General features: G+C 51.2%; 5 protein-coding genes and 1 tRNA gene. 4 read left to right on the top strand and 2 right to left on the bottom strand.

Features of this window, described 5'->3' with window-relative positions; translation table 11 throughout:
- Window positions 1-47 precede the first annotated feature (47 nt).
- Window positions 48-1,127 carry a membrane-bound lytic murein transglycosylase MltC gene (gene mltC, locus C4F37_RS15145; protein ID WP_000760323.1) on the top strand — a complete coding sequence of 360 codons (1,080 nt, stop codon included), beginning with the start codon at window positions 48-50 and terminating at the stop codon, window positions 1,125-1,127.
- 201 nt (window positions 1,128-1,328) lie between these two features.
- A complete protein-coding gene (nupG, locus tag C4F37_RS15150; RefSeq protein ID WP_001296363.1) occupies window positions 1,329-2,585 on the top strand; it encodes a nucleoside permease NupG in 1,257 nt (418 codons plus the stop codon).
- Between the two features lie 48 nt (window positions 2,586-2,633).
- On the opposite strand, the gene speC is transcribed toward nupG, so the two are convergent.
- Together speC and C4F37_RS27865 are read right to left on the bottom strand one after the other, a co-directional pair.
- A complete protein-coding gene (speC, locus tag C4F37_RS15155; protein WP_001305317.1) occupies window positions 2,634-4,769 on the bottom strand; it encodes an ornithine decarboxylase in 2,136 nt (711 codons plus the stop codon).
- A gap of 162 nt (window positions 4,770-4,931) precedes the next feature.
- Complete coding sequence (locus C4F37_RS27865) at window positions 4,932-5,009, bottom strand: hypothetical protein (RefSeq protein WP_212734103.1); 78 nt, start codon at window positions 5,007-5,009, stop codon at window positions 4,932-4,934.
- A 152-nt stretch (window positions 5,010-5,161) separates the two neighbouring features.
- Here C4F37_RS27865 and C4F37_RS15165 point away from each other — a divergent pair, with 152 nt between their 5' ends.
- Window positions 5,162-5,869, top strand: coding sequence for a DUF554 domain-containing protein (locus tag C4F37_RS15165; protein WP_000234526.1), 708 nt, complete (start codon window positions 5,162-5,164; stop codon window positions 5,867-5,869).
- A 105-nt stretch (window positions 5,870-5,974) separates the two neighbouring features.
- A tRNA-Phe gene (locus C4F37_RS15170) sits at window positions 5,975-6,050 on the top strand.
- The last annotated feature ends 33 nt before the right edge of the window (window positions 6,051-6,083 follow it).

Below are 6,083 nucleotides of genomic sequence, written 5' to 3' on the forward strand. Positions count from 1 at the left end.
GCCTCCGGCAACTTGCATAAAAACAAACACAACACGCACCCGGAATGATGAAAAAATATCTCGCGCTGGCTTTGATTGCGCCGTTGCTCATCTCCTGTTCGACGACCAAAAAAGGCGATACCTATAACGAAGCCTGGGTCAAAGATACCAACGGTTTTGATATTCTGATGGGGCAATTTGCCCACAATATTGAGAACATCTGGGGCTTCAAAGAGGTGGTGATCGCCGGTCCTAAGGACTACGTGAAATACACCGATCAATATCAGACCCGCAGCCACATCAACTTCGATGACGGTACGATTACTATCGAAACCATCGCCGGGACAGAACCTGCCGCGCATTTGCGCCGGGCAATAATCAAAACGTTGCTGATGGGGGACGATCCGAGTTCGGTCGATCTCTATTCCGACGTTGATGATATTACGATTTCGAAAGAACCTTTCCTTTACGGTCAGGTGGTGGACAACACCGGGCAGCCGATTCGCTGGGAAGGTCGCGCGAGCAACTTCGCGGATTATCTGCTGAAAAACCGTCTGAAGAGCCGCAGCAACGGGCTGCGTATCATCTACAGCGTCACCATTAACATGGTGCCGAACCACCTTGATAAACGTGCGCACAAATATCTCGGTATGGTCCGCCAGGCGTCACGCAAATATGGCGTTGATGAGTCGCTGATTCTGGCAATTATGCAGACTGAATCTTCCTTTAACCCGTATGCGGTCAGCCGTTCCGATGCGCTGGGATTAATGCAGGTGGTACAACATACCGCCGGGAAAGATGTGTTCCGCTCGCAGGGGAAATCCGGCACGCCGAGCCGCAGTTTCTTGTTTGATCCTGCCAGCAATATTGATACCGGCACCGCGTATCTGGCGATGCTGAACAACGTTTATCTCGGCGGAATTGATAACCCAACATCGCGGCGTTATGCCGTCATCACCGCCTATAACGGCGGCGCAGGCAGCGTGCTACGAGTCTTTTCGAATGATAAGATTCAGGCTGCCAATATTATTAACACCATGACGCCGGGCGATGTTTATCAGACGCTGACGACCCGCCATCCCTCTGCGGAATCTCGCCGTTATCTTTATAAAGTGAATACCGCGCAAAAATCTTACCGCCGCCGATAATTCCACTAACCGCCCCTGACGATGCTCAGGGGTAAAAATGTTATCCACATCACAATTTCGTTTTGCAAATTGGGAATGTTTGCAATTATTTGCCACAGGTAACAAAAAACCAGTCCGCGAAGTTGATAGAATCGCATCATCTCGCACGGTCAAATGTGCTTTTTCAAACACTCATCCGCATCACGATGTGAGGAAATTAACATGAATCTTAAGCTGCAGCTGAAAATCCTCTCTTTTCTGCAGTTCTGTCTGTGGGGAAGTTGGCTGACGACCCTCGGCTCCTATATGTTTGTTACCCTGAAGTTTGACGGTGCTTCTATCGGCGCAGTTTATAGCTCACTGGGTATCGCCGCGGTCTTTATGCCTGCGCTGCTGGGGATTGTGGCCGACAAATGGTTAAGTGCGAAATGGGTCTATGCCATTTGCCACACCATTGGCGCTATCACGCTGTTCATGGCGGCAGAGGTCACTACGCCGGAGGCGATGTTCCTTGTGATATTGATTAACTCGTTTGCTTATATGCCAACGCTTGGGTTAATCAACACCATCTCTTACTATCGCCTGCAAAATGCCGGGATGGATATCGTTACTGACTTCCCGCCAATCCGTATCTGGGGCACCATCGGCTTTATCATGGCAATGTGGGTGGTGAGCCTGTCCGGCTTCGAATTAAGCCACATGCAGCTGTATATTGGCGCAGCTCTTTCCGCCGTTCTGGTTCTGTTTACCCTGACTCTGCCGCATATTCCGGTTGCTAAACAGCAAGCGAATCAGAGCTGGACAACCCTGCTGGGCCTCGATGCATTCGCGCTGTTTAAAAACAAGCGTATGGCAATCTTCTTCATCTTCTCAATGCTGCTGGGCGCGGAACTGCAGATTACCAACATGTTCGGTAATACCTTCCTGCACAGCTTCGACAAAGATCCGATGTTTGCCAGCAGCTTCATCGTGCAGCATGCGTCAATCATCATGTCGATTTCGCAGATCTCTGAAACCCTGTTCATTCTGACCATCCCGTTCTTCTTAAGCCGCTACGGTATTAAGAACGTAATGATGATCAGTATTGTAGCGTGGATCCTGCGTTTTGCTCTGTTTGCTTACGGCGACCCGACTCCGTTCGGTACTGTACTGCTGGTACTGTCGATGATCGTTTACGGTTGCGCATTCGACTTCTTCAACATCTCTGGTTCGGTGTTTGTCGAAAAAGAAGTTAGTCCGGCAATTCGCGCCAGCGCGCAGGGGATGTTCCTGATGATGACCAACGGCTTCGGCTGTATCCTCGGCGGCATCGTGAGCGGTAAAGTGGTTGAGATGTACACCCAAAACGGCATTACCGACTGGCAGACCGTATGGCTGATTTTCGCAGGTTACTCCGTGGTTCTGGCCTTCGCGTTCATGGCGATGTTCAAATATAAACACGTTCGTGTCCCGACAGGTACACAGACGGTTAGCCACTAATTACGCAAAGAAAAACGGGTCGCCAGAAGGTGACCCGTTTTTTTATTCTTACTTCAACACATAACCGTACAACCGTTTCATGCCATTCGCATCGGTTTCGCTATAGACACCTTGCAACTCCGGCGAAAATCCCGGCAACAAATTCACGCCTTCTTCCAGCGCAAGGAAATAACGTTGAACCGCCCCACCCCAGACTTCCCCGGGTACCACGCAAAGCACGCCAGGTGGATAAGGCAACGCCCCTTCTGCCGCAATTCGCCCTTCGGCATCACGAATCCGCACCAACTCCACTTCACCGCGAATATAAGCGCTATGCGCATCCTGGGGATTCATCACCACTGACGGGAAACTCTGCTGGCGGAACATCGCTTTTTGTAGGTCTTTGACGTCGAAACTGACATACAGATCGTGCATCTCCTGACACAACTGACGCAGGGTGTAGTCGCGATAGCGCACCGGATATTTGTTATAAACGCTCGGCAACACCTCAGCCAGCGGCGAGTCATCCTCAATATGCTGTTCAAACTGCGCCAGCATCGCCACCAGTTGTGCCAGCTTCTCGTGGCTTTCCGCCGGAGTTAATAAGAACAGAATGGAGTTGAGATCGCACTTCTCCGGCACAATGCCGTTCTCACGCAGGTAGTGCGCCAGAATCGTCGCTGGAACGCCAAAATCGCTATATTCGCCGGTTTCGGCATCGATACCCGGCGTGGTGAGTAACAGCTTGCACGGATCAACAAAATACTGATCCGCGGCATATCCTTCAAAGCCGTGCCACTTCGCCCCCGGCTCAAAACTGAAAAAACGGCGGTCGCTGGCTAACACTGACGTCGGATAATCCTGCCACAATTTGCCATCAACAACGGGCGGGATAAACGGGCGGAACAGCTTACAGCGCGCAAGAATCGCCTTCCGGGCTTCAATCCCCAACGCAACGCACTCCGCCCACAGCCGACGCCCACTCTCCCCTTCATGAATTTTGGCGTTAACGTCCAGCGCGGCGAACAGCGGATAGAACGGGCTGGTAGAAGCATGGAGCATAAAGGCATTATTCAACCGCTTATGCGGGCAAAAACGCGCCTGTCCACGGATATGGTTATCTTTTTTATGGATCTGCGACGTCTGTGAGAATCCCGCCTGCTGTTTGTGCACCGACTGGGTCACAAAGATCCCCGGATCGTTTTCGTTAAGTTCTAACAGCAGCGGCGAGCTATCCGCCATCATCGGGATAAACTGTTCGTAACCGACCCACGCGGAATCAAACAGAATGTAATCACACAGATGCCCAACGGTATCGATCACCTGACGGGCGTTATAGACAGTGCCGTCATAGGTTCCCAGCTGAATAATCGCCAGGCGAAACGGGCGCGGCAGGTCGGCTTTTTCTGGCGCAACGTCGCGAATTTGCTGGCGCAGATACTCTTCATTAAAACAGTGCGCATCAATACCGCCAATGAAACCAAACGGGTTACGTGAAGCTTCCAGATAGACCGGCGTCGCCCCCGCCTGAATCAACGCGCCGTGATGATTCGACTTATGGTTGTTACGGTCGAAGAGCACCAAATCGCCACGCGTTAACAGCGCATTCGTCACCACTTTATTCGCTGCCGATGTGCCGTTCAGCACAAAATAGGTTTTATCGGCATGAAAGACTTTGGCTGCGAATTTCTGCGCATCTTTCGCCGATCCTTCATGAATCAGCAGATCGCCCAATTTTACGTCAGCGTTACACATATCGGCGCGAAAGATGTTCTCGCCAAAGAAATCGTAAAAATGGCGTCCGGCAGGATGCTTTTTAAAGAACGCACCATGTTGATGTCCAGGGCAAGCAAAGGTGCTATTACCCATCTCAACGTACTGCGTCAGCGTGTCATAAAACGGTGGCAGCAAATTCTCTTCATACTGACAGGCTGCGGATTCCAGCTCCAGCCACTGCTGCTCGTTGCCGTTGATTACCGCCGTAACGCCCGCAGGTAATTCAACAACATGTTCGGAATACAAAAACACCGGTAGATGAAAACCGGTGCGCTTAAGCAACGCAAGAATGCCACTGCGACTATCCGCAGCGGTAATGACGACTGCCGCGACGTCCGTAAAATCAGTATCTGCCAACGCCACCACGCGGCGATGAGTAGAAAGTCGGGATACCAGTTCACTACTGGCGGCAATATTCATTGATTTCATAAGCGCAAAACCCGTTTCGGGGAAGTAAGAATACCGGACAAGGTGAAAAACCCTGCCCCACGAGATATGGGTCAAACTGGTCACCAGCTCCGACCGCCAGACATCAGTAAAAGCAGAAACGCTCTGATTTTACTGTTGTCCTGCAGTGAGCGTGCGTTAACTTCACCGCATGAGCAGAAAAAGGGAGGAGTTTCGCGCGAAACGGCGATAAGCGAGAGAATGTAAGGAGGTGGCGTGCATCGGGCAAACTCCGTACAGAGAGGAGAAAATTCGCGCAATCATGGCACCTTTCGCTAAAGCGTGCAAGCCAGGACTTTGCGACCAGACAAGCCATCAACAAGGCAAAAAGTTCATAATAAGAAAATCAAACAATACAGTTAACAGGAACTCTTGTGGTCATCGGCCCTTTTATCAACGCTAGTGCAGTCTTACTGGGTGGCGTTCTCGGCGCACTGCTCAGCCAACGCTTACCGGAACGTATCCGCGTCTCCATGACATCAATTTTTGGTCTGGCATCGCTGGGGATTGGTATTTTACTGGTGGTGAAATGCGCCAACCTTCCGGCGATGGTTTTAGCAACCTTACTCGGTGCATTAATCGGCGAAATTTGTCTGCTGGAAAAAGGCGTCAATACCGCGGTCACCAAAGCACAAAATCTGTTTCGCCACTCACGTAAGAAGCCAGCGCATGAATCTTTTATTCAGAATTATGTCGCGATTATTGTCCTGTTTTGCGCCAGCGGCACCGGGATCTTCGGGGCGATGAACGAAGGGATGACCGGCGATCCGAGTATTTTAATCGCCAAGTCATTTCTTGATTTCTTTACGGCGATGATCTTCGCCTGCTCGCTGGGTATTGCGGTATCGGTGATTAGTATCCCATTACTGATCATCCAGTTAACGCTGGCGTGGGCTGCCGCGCTGATATTACCGCTGACCACACCGTCGATGATGGCAGACTTCAGCGCCGTAGGCGGTTTATTGCTGCTGGCAACCGGATTACGCATCTGTGGCATTAAAATGTTCCCGGTGGTCAACATGCTTCCAGCACTCCTTCTGGCAATGCCCCTTTCCGCCGCCTGGACCGCCTGGTTTGCCTGACAATGCGTGCATTAGCGGCAAAGTGATGATAGATTGTGCAGTCTGCAGTAAATTGAAGAAATTTGATTGACGAGACGAGGCGAATCAGGTTTAATGCGCCCCGTTGCCCGGATAGCTCAGTCGGTAGAGCAGGGGATTGAAAATCCCCGTGTCCTTGGTTCGATTCCGAGTCCGGGCACCAAGTTCATATCAACGGACCTCCACGGAGGTCCGT

The organism is Escherichia sp. R1, assembly GCF_003000935.1.
Classification (GTDB): domain Bacteria; phylum Pseudomonadota; class Gammaproteobacteria; order Enterobacterales; family Enterobacteriaceae; genus Escherichia; species Escherichia coli.